Here is a 20,218-nt window from a genome sequence, read left to right on the forward strand (position 1 = left end):
TACCGTAGCTGCTTCCCCATACCCTACTCTGCATTCCATAGGCATTGTGGAAGAGGAATATGGTAAAATCTTCGCGGCTCCACCTCTTCCATTTTTCTTTCCATAGGCAGGTTATTCTTTCAACATTGTTAGATTTCAGAAAGATTGTTGAAAGATTATTATGATACGGTCTGTATAGTATAGCAAGGAGATACAGACTATTTCTTGGAGGGAAACAAAAGTGACTTTATTGAAAACTCAGGCATTAAGGAAGCATTACGGGAACGGAGATACTGCTGTTCATGCCTTAGACGGCGTGAATCTGGAGGTGGAAAGCGGTGAATTTGTCGCTATTGTTGGTACGTCCGGGAGCGGCAAATCCACCCTTCTCCATATGCTGGGTGGACTGGATCGTCCGACAAGCGGAAGTGTTACGATTGACGGCAAAGATATTTTCACATTGAAAAACGAAGAATTAACTATTTTCCGCAGACGAAAGATTGGCTTCGTGTTTCAAAATTATAACCTGGTGCCCGTCTTAAATGTCTATGAAAATATTGTGCTCCCCATTGAACTGGATGGTAAAGAACCAGACAAAACCCACATAGATAAAATAGTACATACCTTGGGCCTTGACCACAAAATGAATAATCTGCCAAACAATCTTTCCGGTGGACAACAGCAGCGTGTAGCCATTGCCAGAGCACTGGCAGCCAAGCCCGCCATTATCTTGGCTGATGAACCCACCGGAAATCTGGACAGTAAAACCAGTCTGGATGTAATGGGATTGATTAAGGTATCCAGCCAACAGTTCGCCCAAACAATGGTGATGATTACCCACAACGAGGAAATTGCGCAAATGGCCGATCGGATCATTCGTATTGAGGACGGTAAAATAGTTGGTGGTAAAGGCAAATGATCAAGGTAAAGAACAAAAGAGTAATCCGTAATTTATCAGACAAGAGCTTGAAAACGAACAAAACTCGCAATATTATTGCGATTATCGCTATTGCCTTAACCACTTTGTTATTTACATCTGTGTTTACTATGGGGATTGGCGCGATGGAAAGTTTCCAGCAGGCAACGATGCGACAGGCCGGTGGGGAAGCGCATGCTTCTCTCAAATTTATCAACGATGAGGAATTTAATCACATCAAAGACCACCCTCTTATTAAGGAGATAGCATATTGCCGCTCGTTAAGTCAAAAGGTAACAAACGAGCAATTTTTAAAGCGCAAAACAGAGTTCTGGTATCGTGACGATCTAGGGCTAAAGCTAGGATTGGTTGAGCTAGAAAAAGGCCACAAACCGGTGGCAGAAAATGAGGTTATCGCGGACTCTAGCACCTTACAGTTACTGGGTATTCCCCTGAAAGAGGGCGTTCCGTTGACCTTGAAGCTTGAGGTTCACGGCAAAACGGTGCAGCGTGAATTTATCCTCGCCGGCTGGTGGAAGAGTGACCTCGCCGCCGGGATGGACGTAGGCACAATCTATGCTTCTAAAGCTTATGTGGATGCCCATGCTGAAGAATTAATTAACACATATAAGCAGGATTATAATCGGACCGGAGCCATCAGGGCAGATATCATGTTCGATAACAGCTCGAACATCCAGGGAAAACTTGATCAAGTGATTACAGAAAGCGGTTATTCCCTAGACCAAAATGCACCGAACTACATTGCAAGTTCTGTGAACTGGACGTATTTTTCCAACACTTTCAGTTCGAACCCTGAAGTCGTCTTTGTCTTAGCTGGTGGTCTGTTACTGATCATGCTTACTGGCTATTTGATCATCTATAATATTTTCCAAATCTCGGTGATGCGTGATATTCGTTTCTACGGTCTTCTAAAAACCATCGGCACAAGCAGTAGCCAACTCCGTAGGCTCATTCATAGACAGGCATTATTTCTTTCCTTGGTCGGAGTTCCCATCGGCTTACTTGTGGGTTTTGGGGTCGGAAAATCGCTTCTCCCTCTGCTTATGAACACTTTTGGGCACGCTGAGGTAACCCTATCCCCCAACCCATGGATTTTTATCAGCTCCGCTTTGTTTGCAGCCATTACAGTTATCATCAGTATTTATAAGCCTATTAGGATTGCAGCGACTGTGTCTCCAATCGAGGCAGTAAGATACGTAGACGGAGCTATCAAAAAGGGTAAGAAAAAACTTAAAAAATCAACTAACGGTGCTAAAATGCCGCTGATGGCTCAAGCCAACTTAGGGCGCAATAAGAAGCGGACTACTTTAGTGCTGATTGGCCTTTCTCTAAGTCTGGCGCTACTGAATATTACTTTTACATTATCCCAAAGTCTGGATATGGATAAATATGTGTCTAGAAGCATTGACGCTGACTTTGTGATTGCACATGCAGGTTATTTTCAAGAACATTTCACAGGTCCTGACAATGCAACAACGGAAAGTTATATCCAGGCCGTACAAGCACAACCTGGTTTTGAAGAAGGTGGACGATTGTACAGTGGCAGCAATTTACTCACTGCTGATTGTAAAGAGACCTTAAAGGGAGACGGCACCGACGCTCGTGGCAACTTATCTGCAACGCCAGCAGGCATTAATGCTTGTGGCTCTTTACCATACGACACCGACGCTCGTGGCAACATATCAGCAGCAGCATATGGTCTCGAAGAGTTTCCTCTTCACCGACTACAACTAATTGACGGTGAGCTTGATTATGGCAAGCTGGCTTCGGGTAAATATATCCTGGAAAATGTCATACTGGATAACGATGGTAATCCCAAAATGAAATATTCGGCATATAAGATAGGTGAAAAGGTTGTCCTTCATAACTATATGGACACAGCAAAAGTCCAGGAGTATACTAGCCATGAATTCACAGTCCTCGGTCATGTCGCCCGAAAAGGAATTAATAATGGTGTAATAGGTGCTAATGTTGAATTCTTTCTTCCGGCGGATATCTACAAAACACTTGTGAAGAAGCCTACGGTGATGAGTTATGATTTTAATGTATCCAACAGTAAAGAAAAAACGATGGAGAGCTTCTTAAAGAACTATACCGGAGTAAAGGAGCGAACGATGCACTATCGATCCAAATCTACCGTAATTACCGCGTTATTAGGTATGCGAAATACTATTTTGATGATTGGCGGTATGCTCAGCGTTATTATCGGTTTGATTGGTACTCTTAATTTTGCAAACGCGCTTCTAACTAGCATTCTGACCCGCCATCAAGAATTTGCTATACTACAAAGTATCGGTATGACTACTAAACAATTAAAGACAATGCTCATTTATGAGGGTCTGTACTATGTGCTCGGTACTAGCATATGCTCCATCTTATTAGGAAGCTTATTTTCCGTCTTGATTGCAAGACCCTTGAGTAACGTAATGTGGTTTATGAGTTATAAATTTATTATTTGGCCGCTGATCCTCGTGCTGCCTGTTCTGCTCGTGCTTGGGATCTGTCTTCCTCTCGCTATTTATTCTCTGAGCAACAAGAAAACTATCGTAGAACGACTGCGAACAGCAGAATAAATCTCCCCCTAGTCAAGAAACGAAATGACCTAGCAAAAACTTCTGGCTAGGTCATTTCTTAGTTGCTCAACTGTATAATTAGTGCCCGTTCCCTAACCTCCCTGAATTTATTAAAATAATGAGAAAAAACATAGGACCTTGGTGAAAGAGCAACTGTGGACATCCATCAAGGAGAATAAGCTGACTACGGCACAGAATTGGATCACCCACGAAACTCTTAAATCGTCTTCATAATCGCCCTATGAAGGTATCTATTCGATTGTCTATATGGACGCAGATCTACTATAAAGTCAAGAAAGATGAGGAAATTATAAGCATATCTATAGAACGCAAAAAAAAGAAGAAATGTAAACACTTCTCCTTTTCCGCCTTTAATCGTTTAACAAGCAAAAATTCTAATGTGGGAATGCTACCACCAACAGGTGACATTACAATCACAATGACCATCTTGTGTTTGGCAATCTGAGGTACAACTACCAGTACAGTCTTTTTGTACTATCATATCAAAATCATTGGCTACCAAAATCTCGAGATTTTCCATGTAATCACCTCCCTTCACTATTAAGATACATTAGTATGTACCCCTGATTCTTTTAATGTAAAAATCAGCTACTTTTTCGACATAATTAAATAGAGTGGACTACTGTTAGAATGGATACCCAAAGTAGAGGATTTCAATTGGGTTTTCGGTGCAACCGTTCATACTGATTTAGAGAGGTTCGCATCAACAGGCAGCTGATGTTTGGAGTTCATGGTTGCTTTGTATTTTTTTCATGGTTTTGGACTTTAAACCAAGCTCCTTCATGATTCGTACTACCGTTTTTTCCGACACGGTAACTCCTTGTTGAACCAAAGCTTTATTAACCTTCTGGCTGCCATACAAACGGCATGGATCTAGGAAGATCCTCTAGCTTGTCAGTCACCATAAAAAGGCTACGTGACAAGCTAGAGAATCTTCCCTCCTGTCCCCAGTACATTAAGACATATATGGGATCGGCTTACACATGGGCGGTGAAAAATGACTCCCCTGAACTATGTGTGTATTGGAGGTGCCGTTACTACTTTATTCTTTGCTGGGGCTGTCATTCTTATATATCGTAATAACGTACGTAAAACAATGAAAACTATTGATCATATGGTTGAAGCTGCAATTAGTGGCGAGTTCTCAGAGCGTTTTTTTGACGAATCCGTTATGTCAGCAGTAGAGGCCAAGCCTGCGCAATTTCTTTCCATTTGCTCCGTTTCTTCGAAAAATTTGTTGGCATAAACAAATAAAATAAACGAGCTCATTTCTGACATCTCACATCAAACGAAACACCTATTGCTAACATCTTCCTTTACTCACAACTGCTTAGCGAATATGATTTGCTGGAGGATAGCTCCTCTTGCATAAAATCTCTATCCACACAAGCCGAAAAACTTCATTTCCTTATACATGCAATGTTGAAAACCTCGCAAACTTGAAACGGAGATTATCACAGTTTCGCCAAGGCAGATGCTAAAGGGATCTCCGTTGCTATGAAGACAAAGCCCGCAAGTTCACGGTATACCATGTACTCCAATACTGGTGTGTGGCTGCCTTGGAACAATGGAGAAGCTATCGATCCAGCGTAGATTTTGCGCCTCTCTCTGGCCTGCCTGTCGTCCATTATTCACGCTTTTCCACCAAAGCCGCCGAAGTCCCGTTTTCCGTATTTAAGGAACTTTTCCATCTACTTGTTCGCAAATGCAACTGGGAAGCTCGCCGGAAGCTAACTTTCCAAAAGAACTATTACTCATCGATTCTACCACGATGACGGTGGGAAAAACGCGGTTACCTTGGGCTCATTATCACGGGGAGCGTGCAGGTATTAAGCTTAATGTCGCTTTACGAGCAGAAGATGGGCAACCTCTTCAAGTGGTCGAAACGCTGGGCTCCAAGCATGATGGCCCCATGAGTGAAGCGTTAGCTCAACCGGATTACATCGTGGTGATGGACCGTGCCTATGGAAAATTGGAGCGTCTGGATGAGTTCAAAATCCAAGGACAATCCTTTGTCATTCGGCTTCGGGACAACGTCCATTTGGAAAAGCCTCATGCCCTTTCCCGTCTCAAGGAGGTAGATTCATCCGTCATTCGGGATATCACCTGCCAGTTAGGGACACCACAGTGTCGTTCCAAGCAGCGTCATCGTGTGGTGATGTTTCGAGATTTTGAAGGTCGAGAAATCCGAGTCGTTACCGATTTAATGCAGGTCACGGCGGAACAAATCGCACAGATGTATAAGGCTCGATGGCAGATTGAAGTCTTTTTCCGATGGATCAAGCAACATTTGAATATCCCAACGCTGTTTGGCACGACCGAAAATGCGGTCTATGGTCAACTCTTTTGCGCGCTCATCGTTTATGTCCTGCTTAAATGGTTATTTGATGCTGCTCAAACGGCGTGGCCCAAACATGCCATTCTTTCCTTTGCTCGATTTTCTCGTCTTTTTCTTCTGCAAAAACTACCAGTGGAATGGCTGATCCAGATTCAGCATGTTCTTCTTGAGCGTATCTCTGCTTCTATGAATCAAATTACTTATTCTGGTTAATCAACAGACCTGTTATTCAGGTGATTGCCTATGATTTATTCGGCCGTATTGATAACACCGATAACGGAATTGGAATTTCACAGGAAGAACACAGCAAAATCTTTAAGCGTTCTATCGATCACAAACTGTGAACTCGAAGGAGGGAGTTGGTATTGGGCTATTTTGGGCGAGAGAAATCATTGCCGCTGAGGGGGCAACATCAAGTTACGACCAAGTCCGGGGAGCGGCTCGACCTTCTCAATTTTTCTTCCGATAGCAAGTAATTCTATGAAAAATATTTAATTGAGGAATTTTAAGTATGGCATGTCCTGTTTTATAAAACACTGAAATACATACTATTTTCTCATGGAGGAGAAGTTTAATTACTCTATTAAAAACTCAAGAGGTGAGCAACGAGGATATTGTCGTTGACTCCTTAAGAGGTAATGTACCTTTAGTCGCGATTACTGGTACATCCTGCAGTAGTAAGCTAAGTATTTAATTCTCCATGTTATTTGGTTCATTATTACCATTATTAGTGACAAACAGAACGAATGTTCGATATTAGAAATGGATTAGTCAGTGAATGAAATAAAAAGCTTCATCCATAAAAAGGGCATGGTTTAATGGATTATTAAAATTTCACAGGCAACCAAGTATTACAGAAAAAGTGTTTTTTATTACAATTGTATTTTTCACTAGGCGTTTGGTCGTATCCTGTATATGAATAGTCTGTTAAAGGTCTACTATCGCTTCCCAAAACTTATGGGCACTATTTAATTAAGTTAACTATGCATCTGATATATATATCAATTTAATTAAAGGAGAGTAAACAATGGAAAAATTGGAGTTATTGAATATAGAAGATTTTGATATGTCAATCCAAGGACCAATTTGTGATGCAGATAGCTGTGAGTATGATTGTGCACCTGATAGTAAGGGATACTGTAGTGCTGCTTTTACTGGTTTATTGTAGTAATAGCAAATTAATTTTTTAAATTTCAATAAACGGTATGTATACATCTAGGTACTAAAACTCAGATGCATAGTTATCTTATTTTAAACACAAGCAGCACGTTTCAGCATTCTGCCGATACGTGCTGCTTGTGTTTAGCATCAAAACTTTAAAATTTTAATAGCGCATCTGCTGATTGTATAAAATCCCTAGTTTACCTGAAATACATCTTATTAGATTAATTAAATATAACATTTAAAATATCGGGAAATCCTTCCATAATGCGAGGTTTTTTTCATGCAAATCGTGTGTGACATTTATAGAGTAAGACATAGTCGATTAAGGCTGAGAAGCGTTGCCCGTCATAGGTAATCCAAACAGAGTAACACATTTAGATCCTGCTTAATCCTCGAAAAAACAGTGCGATCCGCCAACAGGCTCTGTACATCGCTGCGACTTCTACTCCGCAACATACATCAGTTTCATCGTCACGCTAATTTAATGTCTGTTGACATCGCCAAAAATCACTACGCAGGCACTTCTCAGAACGTCATTGCGTGGTTCCCCACTGGTATGTAAGATTTCCTTGCCCTTCGTTAATGAAGAGGTAATAATGATTTATTTTTTCAAGTTTTGTTTCTTAATTAGTATGTTGCCTAGCTGATAAAATTCTTAACCAACCGGACTTTCATGGCGACTATAGACACTAGAGGAAACACCGAATTCAAGGCTATATGCAGCCTTATTCCTCTTCATTTTCCATGATAAAGAACCTAGGCAACCTTGTTTGCTACGTTAATCGTAGTGGATCTTGGGTAGAAAAAATCTCCTACGAGCCTCCACGATTACTTTCTTTAAAGATTCAACGGAATTAACTAGGGTGTATCTGAAAACTCAACCAAGTGGTGCTAAATCAATAAAACCATGGCAAAAGCCAAAAAAGGCAAAGCTCAGAAAGTTTCGAGAAAGCTTATCATACCGTGTGGCAATCCCGTGGAATTGCCTGAGTTTGTTGAAAAAACATTCCACCACATGCCGTTCTTTATAGTAGTAAAAGTCGCATTCCCAAGGATGTGCCGCATTAGACTTTGGCGGGATGCAGAACATAGCGTCTTAAGATTCGATATATGTTCTAATGTTCAGAGTTCCTTAGGCTTTATCAGCTAAAACCACAGTTCCAGGCCGCGTTACACCAGAGAGAACTTCAATGGCCACCGTGCTGTCATGGATATTTCCAGGTGTTAAAAACAGGCGAATGGGATTACCCAAGGCATCTACTACAGCGTGAATTTTGGTGTTTCGGCCGCCTCGGGACAGTCCGGTCTCTTGATGGGTTTCGGCGTTCTCAGCCCCTTTTTAGCCTCCGCTGCATGCTGATGAACCTTGCAGGAAGTGCTATCGATGGAGACATCCTGCAAGTCAGCGTCGCTGGCCAAGGCCTCAAATATGTTTTGAAAAAGATCATTTTGGCTCCACAAGCGAACCGGGAATACACGGTTTTTCAGGGACCAAAACGTCCCGGCAAATCACGCCAGGGAGCGCCTGTTTTCACCTTCCAAAAAATCCCATTCAGCATCACTCGATTGGGCTTCGAGGGTCTGCCTTCGCCTGTATTTTCGGCTGGCAATAGACCGTGAATCCGTTCCCAATCCTGATCCCTAATTTCATGACTTAGCATTGGATTACAGGCCTCCTTGTGATTTCTCTCCTGTAAAATTATGCTGTGATTCCTTATTTGAATCAATAGATAGTTTTCAGACACTCCCTAGTGAGTATTTTACGAATAGTACAGTTGTCTTCTTTTTAAAAGAAGGTAAAATTAAAGATAACAAAACAACGATTTTCTAATAAAAAGAAAATCGTTGTTTTAGTAGAGAATCTCTTGCGTTTATTCATACCAATACTCCAAACTCAGATTACTTTTTTCACAAAAAGGATAACTATGCATCTGAGTTTTACTGCTTAGATCCGCACATGTCTTTTATAATTCAGAAATTTAAATTTGCTATTTTATAAATATCCAGTCCAAGCAGCACTACAGTTCCCATTACTATCAGGAGCACAATCATACTGACATCTGCTCCCATCACATTTTTGAATTGACATATCAAATTCATCCACATCCAATAATTCTAATTTTTCCATTGTATACTCTCCTTTAATTAAATTAATATATATCAGATGCATAGTTAACTTATTTAATAGTTCTCCATCAACCCTTGAGAGGTAATAGTAGCTTCTTATTTATATAATTGATCTTATATAGAATACAATCAATAACCAAGATTAAAATACAAATGTAATAAAAAACCGTTCTTCTGTTATGTTAGGTATTATATATAAACTTTCCAGATGGATACCAATATACAATGTCAGTTACGTAATCGATATTTTGCAGAATACTTTAATTTATGACGGATTGTAATATGAAGTGCGACACCTACTGGATATAAATAGACAAAGAGCCCATGACCGGATTCGTGTAGAATGAAAGTTCCTACACCCACATTCACACAAGGAGAATCCACCATGAGCTACTCACATCTTAGCATAATCGAACGCAGCAAGCTAGAAATCCTGCATCAGCCGGGAATCCGCCGAAATGCAACAGAGCAGCCTTACCGTGCTGAGACCTCTCAGAAGAGCTATGTCCAGCGCCGCAAGGCTTCGGTTCCTGCAGGGCAAGTGGACGCCAGAGCTGGCTAGTAGCATCCAAAATAAGCTTCAAGCGACCTGGTCCCCCGAGCAGATCATGGAGAGATTGCGTCAGGAGAGGCGTGCGATCGTATGCTTTAAAACGATATATCGTTGGCTGTATCACGGACGTTTAGAGAAGGGCATTCTCACGGTCCTCAGGCACAAAGGAAAAGGGCAGAAGCCAGCGGAGAGACGTGGTACATTTGCGATAGGCAAGTCTATCACCCAGCGTCCCAAAGAGGTTCGATCCCGGAAAACATTTGGTCATGGGCAACTGGACACGGTCGTCTCCGGCCGTGGAAAAAGCAAGGGCTGTGTGACCACGTTTATCGAACGCAAAACACGTCTGTACACCGCCATTCGGTGCCTGACCGTACTGCGTTGTCCATGGAGATCGCCTTTGGAGTAGCCGCCTCCCAATACCCCTCCGGGGCATTTCAAACCGCATCAGTTGACCGTGGCAAAGAGTTTGCCTGCTATGCGAGTCTGGAAGCTACCCATAACGTACAGGTGTATTTTGCAGATCCGTATTCCTCCTGGCAACGAGGCTCTAACGAGAATGCCAATGGCCTCTTGCGTGAATTCTTCCCTAAAGGTACGGATTTCGCCCAAATCACAGATGAGACCTTGGAGGCAGCTCTCCACTTCATAAATCACAGCCCCCGAAAATGCATGGGCTGGAAAACCGCTCACGAATCCTTTTCAGAGGAACTGTCGCACTTGGCTTGACAATCCGTCTTATAAATAATAGAAAATTTCAATAAAAATAATATTTACTCTGCCTGCCGAAGTTGCTCTACAATACTTTGTTTGTTGTTCAAAAAATAAATTACTAATGGAATGATCACTCCAAGAGCAAATAAAAGCGGCAATATAACTAATACAGGCCAGATCACAAAATGATAACTAAAAAACCATATCATGCTACTGATAGGTTTTACAATAAACAAAGAGGACATGATAGCCAAAAGGATAGAAAATACGCTTGTACAAACTGTATAGTACAGTCCTTCAAAGGCTAGCATACTGCGCAGCTGTTTTTTGGTCATACCAATGCTTTGTAGCATGGCAAATTCCTGCCGTCGCGTTAATATGCTGGTTAAAATCGCATTAAAAAAGTTCAGGATCCCAATCAAGCCAATGATCAGACTAAGCGTGCCCCCAATTAAACTGACCGTCTTTCGCATATCCGATACTTCATTTTCTACTGTAAACTTGGATTGGTAATCCATTAGGGGTTCTACTATTTTTGTGTAGCTTTTTAAGAAAGTTTCCATGGTTGTTTCCTTATCAGAGGATACATTAAAAGCATAACTCATCACAATAGGATGCGGTGTCAATCTTTTATAAATATCCGCTGGAAGATAAAAGTTGTAGTCTCTTAATCTGCGATCAGAATTGGAGTTTTTAATTGCTGCGTGACCAAGTATTATGAATTTATGCGTTGTATACTCTTTGTCCATTGGAGCTTCCTTGGTGCCCATATAGCTATGGAGAGTTATCTTGTCACCAACCTTGTATTTTATCCAATCCGATTTCGGTTTGCCGTTATCATTGAGCTCAACTCCTTCCAGAATATACTTTCCTGAAGTTAATAAACCGTAATCCAGTTCACCGTCAATTAATTGCAGTTGGTGTAACGGCAGCTCTTCAAGCCCATATACTTGTGCCGTATAGTTATTGTAAGCATCAAGCCTATCACTTGTTTCTATAGTAGTATTCTTTGGTTTCTCCACTGTTAACAGCTGAGGGTCACCATACAAACGGCCTCCTCCTTCAAATCCAGGTTGAGATTGTACGGCCCGAATAATACTTCCAGAAGTTTCACTCTCTAAACCTTCAAAATTCTGTCTAAACAAATCTGCATGTCCAATTAGGAAGTCTGTGTCACTGAATCGGGAAGACAAATATTTATTCATATCCATACTTTGGGAGAGCGCAAACGTCGTGTTCAGTAATACAAGGCTCAAAGAGAGGCTGGTGACCACCAAAATAGTTCGTTTTTTGTTACGTCCCAAATTGGTACGTGCCATGCTGTGCATGTTTACTCCTTGAGTAGTTTTTTTCAGCATTACCTTGTTCTTGAGGTCTCGGTCCACATATCTTATCGCCTCAACTGGTGACACTTTTGAAGCCGTCCTGCTTGGTTTATAGATGCTGATAGATACAGTCATAATTGCGAACAACGCAGCTAATATAAAAATCCATGGACTTGGGGATACCGATATTTCTATGCTAGCTGCCTTGGTGTTTTTCATGATCAATGGCACAAGCGACTTACCAACCATGTAACCTATAATTAAGCCAATGGGAATTCCGAAGGTGGAAAGGAGTAGAGCTTGTCTGCGGATGATCCTGCGAATCTGCCCGCCACTTGTCCCAATCGTCTTCAGAAGACCATAAAAACGAATGTCACGCATTACAGAAATCTGAAATATGTTATAGATAATCAAATACCCTGTCAACATGATTAGTAGTAGGCCTGAAATGAGTGCCACGATAATTCCAGGACTCATAATGAAGTTGGTTGATAGGTATGCCCAATTAACATTGCTTTCCACATAGTTTTCTGCTTCTTTATCCAAGGAGTATCCGCTTTCTACAATTACTTGATCAAGCTTGCTCCGCAGATTAAGGCTATCGTCGAACATGATATAGGGATTAATAGTACCAGTGTAGAAGTGGTTTTCTTTATGTGTGTTTTGCAGTTCAGTGGCATATGCCGTTAGATATGCTTTAGAAGCGTAGATTTGTCCTACATTAAATAGTGGGTCGCTCTTCCACCAACCGGAAAGAACAAAATCGCGTCGCACTTCTTCACCCCGAATATTAAGCTTTAGTGTCAAAGGTGCGCCAATTTTCAAGGGAACACCCATCAATTGCAACGTATGAGTATCTACTATCACTTCATTTTCGGCTATAGGTCTATGACCTCCATCCAACTTAATGAATCCTAGCTTTAATGCCACATCATCGTAATACCAGAACTCCGTTTGGCGTTTTAAAAATTCCTTGTTCAAAACACCGTCACATAATATACGTCTATACGCTATTTCTTTGATCAACGGGTGCTGTTTAATCTTTATAAATACCTCTTCATTGATATTTTTAAGCACGGCGTGCCCATCCCCACCAGACTGCCGCATCATAGCTCGTTGCATGTTATCCACGGTGGCCAGCCCCATAGTGTACAATGTTGTAAATAGCAATGAAGTGAGAGCTATGGCTATAATGGCAATGAGGTTTCTCGTTTTATTGGCCTTATAGCTTTTGTCTGCCAAATTGCGGATTGCCTTTTTATTTCTAACTTTGATCATTTTATATCACCACCGATAATTTTACCGTCCTCAATACGGATGATACGATCCGCCATTTGCGCGATTTCCTCGTTATGGGTAATCATCACGATCGTTTGGCGAAACTGTTGGCTTGACACCTTAATAAGTCCCATGACATCCAGAGTGGTTCTACTGTCTAGGTTACCAGTGGGTTCATCTGCCAAAATGATAGCCGGTTTCGTCGCCAATGCTCTTGCAATAGCTACACGCTGCTGCTGTCCTCCCGAAAGATTATTCGGCAGATTGTCTAGTTTATTCTCAAGCCCCAGCGTATTCACAATTTTTTCTACATAGACTTTATCTGGTTGCTTCCCATCCAATTCAATGGGTAGTATTATATTCTCTCGTACATTCAAAACAGGAACCAGATTATAATTTTGGAAAATAAACCCGATCTTTCGTCTACGAAAGATCGTTAACTCTTCATCTTTTAGTGGAAAAATATCTTTTCCATCCACCGTGACGTTTCCACTTGTTGGTCGGTCCAGCCCACCGAGCATATGTAGCAAGGTGGATTTTCCACTCCCAGATGTACCAATGATGGCAACAAACTCTCCATGATCTACCTTCAAGTCCACTCCGTTCAAAGCATGAACAGTGGTATCTCCACTGCCGTAAATTTTCTTTAGATTCTTGGTCTCTAATATCTTCATTTGCTCTCCTCCAAACAAATAATGTCTGTATCGTAGTAATCCACAATACAGACATTATCATATTAATCTTTCCACAATCTTTCTCAAATCTAACAGTATTGTAATAATTCTAACGATTTAATTGTAAATTACTTACCTACCGCAAAGTTTTCTAATATATGCTCAAAGCTTTTTACCGTGGAATAATGGATTTTTTGAGCCGTACAGAATACAGGAGAAGCTTTATAATAATTTTCAGTTTGTATTTTGTTGATAATTTTACACATTTTGCTGCGACAATTATTATACATTGCACAGCGAGTACAAGTTCCCTCTTCGTGTTGATTAACTTTATGCAAGTTGGACAATTGCTGTAAATTCAAACCATCAAACACATTGCCCATAGAAAATTCGCTGTGTCCTACCGCATAAATACAAGGATAAATTTCACCTGTGCTGGAGAAATGGAAGCTTGTTAAGCAAGCATCGCAGGCCCCTCTTGGACGGAAGTACTCATTTTTAAAGTTGTATAAATGATATTGCGCATGCCTGAGATCCTTTTCAACCATATAGGTAAAAATATCATTAAGATTATGGTGATAAATTCGCATAAGCTCCTTGTTCCAATGGGGATCGCTTTCATCTATAGCAAAGGTGACAAGCGGGCAGCCTTTCTCAGAAAGATAAATATAGTTTTCAGCAAAATGCATGACGTTGTTAGCCGTAACCGTCATTCTTACACGATAAAATTGTGCTTGGTTGTTTAAATACTCAATAGTCTCCATAACCCGTCTATAACTACCCTGTCCATTTTTATATACCCTATTAAGATCATGGCTTCCCTGCTCGCCATCCACACTTACAGTTAATTGGACATGGTTTACAACATAGTCAAGTATCTCTTTACTGTGAATTGTCCCGTTTGTTGTCATTGAAAAATCAATGTTATTTGAGAATTTTAACTTCAGTTCCTCAATAAAAAATCGAATAATCGGAAAATTAAGCAGTGGTTCCCCCCCATGTAACCCTATATGGATCTTATCATTTTGCTTTTCAGGGTTTGCAGTAAGTACTTTTTCTATAAATTCAATAGCTTTAGTTGCAGTTTTTTGCTCCATCGTTTTTGGTGCTTTGTTAACATAGCAATATTTGCATTTCAAATTACAATCTTCTGTCACCCAAAAGGTGAAATTCATTTTGTCGCCCTCCTTATGAACTTAGTTATTCCAAATTAATTTCTGAAGTTGCTTCTTTTTCCTTTGACAAACGGAATCGAATAACTGTTGATTTTGATACAGATAATAAATATTACTAATGCAGTGATGGCAAAATAAATGAACATCGCAATCAGCACATGGCTCAAAGTTCCAAGGTCGTATACGTTCAATTTGAGCATAATCCGTTGTTAGATTGCTATCGGCTAGGAGTGTTACTATATTATTGTCAAATACATTTCCTAACACAAAATCTACAGACTCCATCAGTCCACCACAGGGGTAAATATTCCCATCCCCCCCGATGAACAATTCCCTTTTTCCAGGTGAACAAAGACGACATGCAACATCTTCTGAGGTGAGATCACCATCAAAAGGTTTCACCGGGAAAATCTCATCGCTATTTTCTCCAGCTCTTCCTTCAGGTGTCATGGTGCGCAATATAGGTTCAACCTTTAATTCCTTGCATAAACTCAAAAATTTTTCTTTTCCCCCATCAAGGGTATAGTTAGTAATTGTCATCGACAAGGCAATTTTTTGTAAACCCTTGCTTTGCAATAATTTAATGCTTTTAATCACCCTATTAAAAACGCCTTTTCCTCTAATTTGGGAACAAGTGTCTTCATCATAACCATCCACACTAAAGGAAACCTTATCTACGTATTCAAGAAGCTGTTCAGCATTTTTCTCAGAAATGAATAGACCATTCGTGGACAACAAAACCATACCATCAAATTTGCTTCTCAGGTACACCAATATATGCATGATATCAATACGCATCATAGGTTCCCCACCAGTTACATTAATAGCCTGAGGGCGAAGGACAACAATTTGATCAATAACCTTTTTTACTTTCTCTGTTGTTAAAGCGTCGGTAAACCTTATATCAGCCGAAGCACTACAATGTTTACAATGTAAATTACACCTATTCGTTAAAGCTAGATATACAACATCAACTGACTCCTTATAAACATCTGATAATTGATCTTCCGTGAGAATGCATTGAATATTCACTAATTCATGAAAAAGATTCGTTAAATTATGAACAACTTCGATATGCTGTGAACTTTTTGCGGGATTTAGTAGCAACTGAATTTCCCCGTTATTAACCATATCCTTTAGCACAAGATAATAAGATTTAGATGTTTTCATATAAATACCTGACTTTGTATTTGCAATAATCACCTGATCATCATGAAATAATTCATGTGAATAAGGATTAAAAACATATGCCACATTCTAATCTCCTTTCGACTAGTTCAAGAATAAGTGATCTACTAAAACTAGATAGACCCATACAATCCAATTGCTTTTTTCTATTAAATACATCATTAAATCCTCTAATAATTGTTGTTATGTCATAATTCGATGCTTTAATGACATAAAAAGATTATGGTGCTACATACAAATGGTTTGTATCGAAGTCTAATAAAATGTATTTCATGACATTAAAAAAGTGGTTTATGTCATGAATATAATAATCAGATATCCAATAGTAAAATAGAAAGTAATGAATAGTTTCACAACGTCAAAGTATAGTACATATTCTTTAACCTATTTCTTTAAAGCTTTTATAATTGCATCAGGAAGGCGGATAAACTTATGTATAAAAAATATAATTGGCTTTTTAAAGGGGTTCACAAATTTCATTTCTTTACTATATTGATATTGGTTTTCCAAGCTTTAGATACAATACTCAGCATGATAATTCCTCAATACATAAGTAGAATTGTTGATGCAGGATTAGTTTCAAAAGAGTTGTCTTTAATTATAAAATTTATAGGTATTACAGTTGGATTATATATATTTTCTCACCTATGTAGTTTAATTTCTGAATTTGTATTTGCAGAATTAGGAAAAAGAATATCTTACAATATGAAGAAGAAGTTATTAGAAAAGATGTTTGTTTTACCAGGAGAAATTATAACTGCTAACAATGATAAATTATTATCTCTGTTTATGAACGACATCGGGATAATCGAAAGATTGATATCCAATGGTATTCCTATGCTAATATCCAACTTACTTTTTCTAATTGTGATTTGTATCGTATTACTACTTTACAACTACAAATTATTTGCACTTATCCTTTTGATCATGATTTTCACTTTAATTTGTCAAATATTCCTTAATAAAAAAATCACTCAAAAGACTAAATTAGTTATGGAAGCCTACGACAATTCTTTTTTTTATATCAGAAATACCCTTGTTTCACTCCTTTATTCCATCGGAATGGACATAAAGGACTATATTCTTGGAAAGTATATGCCTTTGGAGGGGAAATCACTTGAGGCTAATAGAAAGAGAGTAAACACACTTATAATTGCCTCCACTGTTCCTTCAATCATTACCTCTGTTGGAAGTGTTCTTCTTTTAGGCGTTGGTGCCATTTTAGTAATGGATGGTCAAACCAGCATGGGTATACTAACGGTATTTGTTTATTATTCGAATCAGATTATAGGCCCCATTAAAAGTGTGACAAACTATGTGGCTGCTTGGAAGCAAGCAAAAGTATCTATCGAAAGAATTGAGACCATTATGAAAGCAGATGAGGTGATTTAACATGAATATAGAGTTTAAAGATGTCAGTTATAGTTATAACGGTTTGGAAATGGCACTTTCAAATGTCTCTTTCGTTATTCACGGCCATACTATTTTTTGTCTATCGGGTCACAATGGAGCAGGAAAAAGCACGTTACTAAAATTACTTATAAAAATCAATTGTAATTACACCGGTAAAATTATAATTAATGGCCGAGAATTAAGGGATTGGAAGCGTAAAGATATTATCAAAAAAATAGCAATTTGTTTCCAAGAACCTGTAATGTATGTGGATACCCTATTTAATAATATAACTTTGGGCCAACAGGGTATCTCGGTTGAGAAGTTAAATTATTACATCCAATTATTAGATACCAATAATTTCATTCATAATAATGACCAACAGCAAATTATTGGTAAGAATCTCTCTTTATCTGGAGGGCAACAACAACTAATCTCAATACTGCGGAATATCTATACCAATAAAGAAGTATTAATCTTTGATGAACCAACTTCAAATTTAGATAGTGTTGTAAAAAAGAATTTTATTTCGCTATTAGATGATCTCAAAGAGAGTCATACTATTATATTAATTACACACGACAGTGAAATTGTGAATAATTATGAGCAGGTACTGCTGTAAGCTCAGATCAAGCTACAGTCCTTTCCCGTATAAATCCTTCTCTCCTAAACCGCTTAGAAGTGGTAGGATATTTGTACAGAAATTTTGAAATCAATACGGGAAGACTGCCCCTCTTCACTGCTATTACAGATCCCACAACACAATATTAACGTAAAATTTATGTTCTTCGATTCTTATGTCTATGATTCCTGAATTCTCATTCACAATCTTCCTAACACTTTTTAGACCAAAGCCATGGTTTTTCCTATCCTTTTTTTTAGTTACTAGACTGCTATTTAAAAACTTTGGATTATAGGAATTCGAAACTTCTAAATAAAGTTGCCTTTCATGATACTTAATTTTTATATCAATTGATTTTTCACCTTCAATAATCTTGTCACAGGCCTCTATTGCATTATCCAACAAATTCCCAAATACATTAGCTATGACATTATTGCTCAAAGAAAATTTTTCTGGAAGAAAGCAATCTATAGTTACTAATACATTCTTCTCAGTAGCTAAACTTATCTTTTCAGTGAGCAAATAATTAAGCACATAGTTTGGTGTATATTTCTGAGTTACAGTATTTCCAATATCTGAAAGAATTTCTTTTATAAAAGCATCTGCTTCTTTGTTCCTTTGATCTTTCAACAATCCTTGTAAAGTCAATAATTCATTTTTCATATTATGCCTAATCACACGAATTTCTTTTTGAGATTTCTCCAGGTTATCATAATAATTATTTTTTTTCGCATTATTGAGATTCACTAATTCTTGCTCCATCATTTCTCCATAAGCCTTGTTTAGTTTCTCATGAGTCCATTGCATAGCGATGTTAATTGATAGCACTCCCATTACAGAAATCAGGCTTAAAATTGGGTTAGGACGCTCACCAGATTTTAGAATTAACTCACAATGGCTGCCCAGCATAATAAGAGTAACTATAGGAAGGGAAATCAAAAATACATCTAAACATTTAGATGTATTTCTCTTTCGATAATCATCTACTCTATATATGAAGGGTATCCATAAGAATATAAAAAACTTAATGACTTCTGATAACATAACTTGCATTTCATAATAGTAGGATGAATGCTTAGTTATAAAAAGTAAATCAGGAAAACAAATTTTAATAATAACAAAAGATAGCCCATGAGATGCTATACCTACTAGTATAACGTTTAAACCCCACCAAAACTTTTTCTTCAGAGAGTCATAGTAAAAAAAAAGCACTGTGACTATTAAAATAATATTTGAGATTACATTCGAATTCATATTTAGAAAATTATTATTCACCAATACAACACATAATACTATAAATGTTAATATTAGATTTTTGGTTGTTCGGGAAATATTTCTAACAACAAGTACCTTATTAAGAAGTCCACTTATGGTAATAAGATCAAAAGAATTTAATATAAAATCAAAAATGACTTTTTTCAACTAGTATCTCTTCCTCATATAATTTATCATTTTTTGTTTAAATTCCTTCTTAAATTTTCTACTGATCGGTAATTCCAGATAAGTATCCTGAACTTCTTTGTTTATAATTTGTTTAATTAGAACATTTTCGCACTTCATTCCTATCACGTATTTCAGATTAATAATATATGAAGCATGAATTTGAGAAAAAATCGTCGGATCAAGTTGACATAGTATTTGTGAAGTAGTCTGATTGCACGTATACTTTTTTGTCTCAGTATAGATGCGAACAGCTCTACCGCATTTTTCAAAGTAAATAATGTCATCTGCATTTAAAACGAGCTTATTTCGTTCGCAACTAAACTCAAAGTAACTGTGCGTGCTATGTAAATAATGGTCCGCTCTTTGGAGAATCTCATAAAAATTACATTCATTTATTGGTTTTAGTATATAATCAAAAGTTTGTACTTTAAATACATCTGGCATATATTCACTATAATTGGTCACAAAAATAATTACAGCTCTTTTATCAAACTCTCTTATCTTTTTAGCTAGACTAATTCCGTCCATATCGGGCATCTCAATATCAAGAAGATAGATATTGTACTCAACTTTATTTTTTGTTACATATTGAAGCAAATTTTCACCATTTCCAAAGGTATCTACTTCTACTTTGGTAAAAGGATATTTTAGTGCTAATTCTTCAATCCGACCCAATTCGACATTTGTATCATCACACAAAGCAATGTTTAACATC

At 38.4% G+C, this 20,218-nt stretch carries 15 protein-coding genes and 4 pseudogenes; 9 read left to right on the top strand and 10 right to left on the bottom strand.

The window, feature by feature from the left end; genetic code table 11:
• The first annotated feature begins 220 nt into the window (after positions 1 to 220).
• Both ACYCS5_RS07520 and ACYCS5_RS07525 read left to right on the top strand, forming a co-directional pair.
• Positions 221 to 898: an ABC transporter ATP-binding protein gene (locus tag ACYCS5_RS07520; protein WP_322252841.1), complete on the top strand. Its 678-nt coding sequence runs from the start codon at positions 221 to 223 to the stop codon at positions 896 to 898.
• A complete protein-coding gene (locus ACYCS5_RS07525) occupies positions 895 to 3,489 on the top strand; it encodes an ABC transporter permease (protein ID WP_459761015.1) in 2,595 nt (864 codons plus the stop codon). The genes ACYCS5_RS07520 and ACYCS5_RS07525 overlap by 4 nt, the downstream gene beginning before the upstream one ends.
• Before the next feature lie 714 nt (positions 3,490 to 4,203).
• Here the strand turns inward: ACYCS5_RS07525 and ACYCS5_RS07530 are convergent.
• Positions 4,204 to 4,396: pseudogene (locus ACYCS5_RS07530) on the bottom strand (IS3 family transposase); the annotation flags it as partial.
• A 111-nt stretch (positions 4,397 to 4,507) separates the two neighbouring features.
• Between ACYCS5_RS07530 and ACYCS5_RS07535 the strand changes: the two are divergent.
• The 4 genes and pseudogenes from ACYCS5_RS07535 to ACYCS5_RS07550 form a co-directional block, all read left to right on the top strand.
• Positions 4,508 to 4,984, top strand: a pseudogene (locus ACYCS5_RS07535) (histidine kinase dimerization/phospho-acceptor domain-containing protein); the annotation flags it as partial.
• Between the two features lie 231 nt (positions 4,985 to 5,215).
• Positions 5,216 to 6,061: an IS4 family transposase gene (locus ACYCS5_RS07540; RefSeq protein WP_340956896.1), complete on the top strand. Its 846-nt coding sequence runs from the start codon at positions 5,216 to 5,218 to the stop codon at positions 6,059 to 6,061.
• Between the two features lie 14 nt (positions 6,062 to 6,075).
• A pseudogene (locus tag ACYCS5_RS07545) lies at positions 6,076 to 6,343 on the top strand (sensor histidine kinase); the annotation flags it as partial.
• Between the two features lie 532 nt (positions 6,344 to 6,875).
• Positions 6,876 to 7,016 carry a hypothetical protein gene (locus ACYCS5_RS07550; protein ID WP_155271719.1) on the top strand — a complete coding sequence of 47 codons (141 nt, stop codon included), beginning with the start codon at positions 6,876 to 6,878 and terminating at the stop codon, positions 7,014 to 7,016.
• A gap of 1,128 nt (positions 7,017 to 8,144) precedes the next feature.
• Here the strand turns inward: ACYCS5_RS07550 and ACYCS5_RS07555 are convergent.
• The 3 genes from ACYCS5_RS07555 to ACYCS5_RS07565 form a co-directional block, all read right to left on the bottom strand.
• On the bottom strand, positions 8,145 to 8,312 hold the full coding sequence (locus tag ACYCS5_RS07555; protein ID WP_459761306.1) for a transposase: 168 nt from the start codon (positions 8,310 to 8,312) through the stop codon (positions 8,145 to 8,147).
• Between the two features lie 184 nt (positions 8,313 to 8,496).
• The gene (locus ACYCS5_RS07560) at positions 8,497 to 8,673 is read right to left on the bottom strand and encodes a transposase (protein ID WP_445744868.1); all 177 of its coding nucleotides are present in this window, start codon (positions 8,671 to 8,673) and stop codon (positions 8,497 to 8,499) included.
• Between the two features lie 332 nt (positions 8,674 to 9,005).
• Complete coding sequence (locus ACYCS5_RS07565; RefSeq protein WP_268988512.1) at positions 9,006 to 9,140, bottom strand: hypothetical protein; 135 nt, start codon at positions 9,138 to 9,140, stop codon at positions 9,006 to 9,008.
• Between the two features lie 384 nt (positions 9,141 to 9,524).
• Between ACYCS5_RS07565 and ACYCS5_RS07570 the strand changes: the two are divergent.
• Positions 9,525 to 10,421: pseudogene (locus tag ACYCS5_RS07570) on the top strand (IS30 family transposase).
• Positions 10,422 to 10,465: 44 nt separating this feature from the next.
• On the opposite strand, the gene ACYCS5_RS07575 reads toward ACYCS5_RS07570, so the two are convergent.
• The 4 genes from ACYCS5_RS07575 to ACYCS5_RS07590 all read right to left on the bottom strand — a co-directional run bounded on the left by ACYCS5_RS07575 (position 10,466) and on the right by ACYCS5_RS07590 (position 16,112).
• Positions 10,466 to 13,009 (bottom strand): ABC transporter permease, encoded by a 2,544-nt coding sequence (locus tag ACYCS5_RS07575; RefSeq protein ID WP_459761016.1) that lies wholly within the window; start codon positions 13,007 to 13,009, stop codon positions 10,466 to 10,468.
• Positions 13,006 to 13,683 carry an ABC transporter ATP-binding protein gene (locus tag ACYCS5_RS07580; RefSeq protein ID WP_039273985.1) on the bottom strand — a complete coding sequence of 226 codons (678 nt, stop codon included), beginning with the start codon at positions 13,681 to 13,683 and terminating at the stop codon, positions 13,006 to 13,008. Before ACYCS5_RS07580 ends, ACYCS5_RS07575 begins: the two co-directional genes overlap by 4 nt.
• A gap of 128 nt (positions 13,684 to 13,811) precedes the next feature.
• Positions 13,812 to 14,858 (bottom strand): radical SAM/SPASM domain-containing protein, encoded by a 1,047-nt coding sequence (locus ACYCS5_RS07585; protein ID WP_340956899.1) that lies wholly within the window; start codon positions 14,856 to 14,858, stop codon positions 13,812 to 13,814.
• Positions 14,859 to 14,879: 21 nt separating this feature from the next.
• A complete protein-coding gene (locus tag ACYCS5_RS07590; RefSeq protein ID WP_340956900.1) occupies positions 14,880 to 16,112 on the bottom strand; it encodes a radical SAM/SPASM domain-containing protein in 1,233 nt (410 codons plus the stop codon).
• A 366-nt stretch (positions 16,113 to 16,478) separates the two neighbouring features.
• Here ACYCS5_RS07590 and ACYCS5_RS07595 point away from each other — a divergent pair, with 366 nt between their 5' ends.
• A complete protein-coding gene (locus tag ACYCS5_RS07595; protein ID WP_459761017.1) occupies positions 16,479 to 17,438 on the top strand; it encodes an ABC transporter transmembrane domain-containing protein in 960 nt (319 codons plus the stop codon).
• Between the two features lies 1 nt (position 17,439).
• Positions 17,440 to 18,060 (top strand): ABC transporter ATP-binding protein, encoded by a 621-nt coding sequence (locus ACYCS5_RS07600; protein WP_340956902.1) that lies wholly within the window; start codon positions 17,440 to 17,442, stop codon positions 18,058 to 18,060.
• 123 nt (positions 18,061 to 18,183) lie between these two features.
• Here ACYCS5_RS07600 and ACYCS5_RS07605 read toward each other — a convergent pair whose 3' ends face one another.
• Positions 18,184 to 19,482, bottom strand: a complete 1,299-nt coding sequence (locus tag ACYCS5_RS07605; protein WP_340956903.1) for a sensor histidine kinase — start codon at positions 19,480 to 19,482, stop codon at positions 18,184 to 18,186.
• Entirely contained in the window at positions 19,483 to 20,217 is a 735-nt protein-coding gene (locus tag ACYCS5_RS07610; RefSeq protein ID WP_322161368.1) for a LytR/AlgR family response regulator transcription factor, read from the bottom strand.
• Position 20,218: the final 1 nt, after the last annotated feature.

Source organism: Paenibacillus sp. SEL3, assembly GCF_054602585.1.